Source organism: Caulobacter sp. (assembly GCF_049283275.1).
Taxonomy (GTDB): domain Bacteria; phylum Pseudomonadota; class Alphaproteobacteria; order Caulobacterales; family Caulobacteraceae; genus Caulobacter.
Map to the genome: position 1 here is coordinate 1 of NZ_JBAPVS010000066.1, position 1,959 is coordinate 1,959.

Annotated in this window: 2 protein-coding genes; both read right to left on the minus strand. The window is 71.5% G+C overall.

Annotated features, from left to right (window positions below; translation table 11 throughout):
* Positions 1-101: 101 nt before the first annotated feature.
* On the minus strand, positions 102-1,328 hold the full coding sequence (locus WAL33_RS03235; RefSeq protein ID WP_422178427.1) for a phage major capsid protein: 1,227 nt from the start codon (positions 1,326-1,328) through the stop codon (positions 102-104).
* 155 nt (positions 1,329-1,483) lie between these two features.
* On the minus strand, positions 1,484-1,900 hold the full coding sequence (locus tag WAL33_RS03240) for an HK97 family phage prohead protease (protein WP_422178428.1): 417 nt from the start codon (positions 1,898-1,900) through the stop codon (positions 1,484-1,486).
* Positions 1,901-1,959 lie beyond the last annotated feature (59 nt).

The window sequence follows — 1,959 nt, forward strand, 5'->3', positions numbered from 1 at the left end:
CTTCGCGACAGCTCCCCCAAAGGGGGAGCATCTGGGCGCCAAGATCCTCCCCCTTTGGGGGAGGTGGCGGCGAAGCCGACGGAGGGGGTCGTCGCCGCGTCCTACGACACCGCGAACTTCAGCAGCTTGATCGCGTCGAAGTTCTGCACCCCGCCGCCGACCCGCTTGGTGGTGTAGAACAGCACGTGCGGCTTGGCCGAATAGGGGTCGCGCAGGACCCGCACCCCGGCGCGATCGACGATCAGATAGCCTTTCTCGAAATCGCCGAACGCGATGCCCATGGCGTTGGCCGCCACGTCGGGCATGGCCTCGATCTCGGTCACCGGATAGCCCAGCAGAGACGCCGACTGGCCCGGCTGCAGGGCCGCGTTCCAGATGTAGTTGCCCTGGGCGTCCTTGAACTTGCGCACGGCGCTGACCGTGCGGCGGTTCATCACGAAGCGGCCGTTCTGGCGGTACTGGGTCTTGGCCGCGTAGACCAGGTCGATCAGCTTGTCGGTCGGGTTCGTCGCCGGCCAGGCGCCGGCGACGCCGGTGGCCAGATAGCCGACCTGACCCCAGGTGGCCGAGGCGTCGGCGGCGGCGGTGTAGGCCAGCAGGCCCTTGGGCTTGTTGACCCCGTCGCCGGCGACGAAGGCCGCCGTCTCCTGAGCGGCGAAGGCGTCCTGCACCTCCTCGGCCAGCCACTCGTCGATATTGACATAGGCGTCGTCGAGCAGGGCCTGGGTGGCGGCCGGACTGGCGTAGAGCTCGCCGGCCGGGAAGTCGATCACGTCCAGGGTGGGGGCGGTCGTCTCGGGCCGGACGGCCGTCTCGGCCACCCAACTGGCGGCCAGGCCGGCGGTGGAGACCGGCTTGCGGAACGTGCCGGCGCCGATGGTGCGCACCTGGCAGATGTCGCGCATGGGGCTGGACGCCTGCAGGCGGCGCAGGATCTGCCGCTCCAGCTCGGCCGGGGCGACATAGCCGCCGGCCGTGGCCACGCCTTCCGACAGGCCCTTGGCTTCGAGCAGCAGGGCCGGGGTCTCGCCAGTCTTGATGTAGCGGTCGAAGGCGGCCTTGCGCTCGTCGACCCGCGCCAGCGGCGCGTCACCGCCAATCGAGGGCCGGCGAGCGTCGGCCAGCACGCGATCCAGCCGCGCCTGGGCGTTGGAGACGGCGTCGTCGATGCGGGCGACCTTCTCCTCCAGCAGCACGTCGGCGCGCTTGGTCTCGAGCGCCTGGAGCCGCTGGTCGTTGGCGGCCTTGAAGCCCTCGAACGCCGCCAGCACTTCGTGCAAGGCGGCGCGGGCCTCGGGCGAGGCCGCGGCCTGTTTGGTTTCCTTCATGGGGATCTCCGAAAAAGCCCCTCCCCCTCGATGGGGGAGGGGTAGGGGTGGGGGTGAACGCGGCGCGTCCGACCCAGTGGCGGGCGGGGGTTGGCGAGGAGCCGCCGTAGTCACCCCCATCCCCGGCCCTTCCCCCATCAAGGGGGAAGGGAGATTCAGACGCGCTTGAGCCGCGCGCCCGGCAGCATCGGGAAGGTGACGATCGACACCTCCCACAGCTCGATCGCCGTCAGCACGCGCAGGCGGCCGGTTTCGTCGGGGCGGGCCTTGACGGCGCGGAAGCCGATGGAGAGGCCGTCCAGGGCGCCGGCCTCGACGAGCGCCGCGACGAGGCGGCCGCGCGGCGTGGTGCGCAGGATGCGGCCGCGCACGTAGAGGCCCGAGGCGTCCTCGGCGATCTCGTCCCAGACGCCGACGGGCTCGGCGTCGTCGTGCTGGTGCAGCATCTTGACGCCGGCCGGGCCGGTGCGGGCCAGGCTGGCGGCGAAGGCCCCGGCGGCGGCGACGTCGTCGTTGAGGTCGCGGGTCCAGAAGAGGCTGGCGTGGCCTTGGATCGTGAGGTCGTCGGTCATGGGAACTCCGGATGGGAGGCGGTGGAGGACCCCCTCAGTCGCTCCGCGACAGCTCCCCC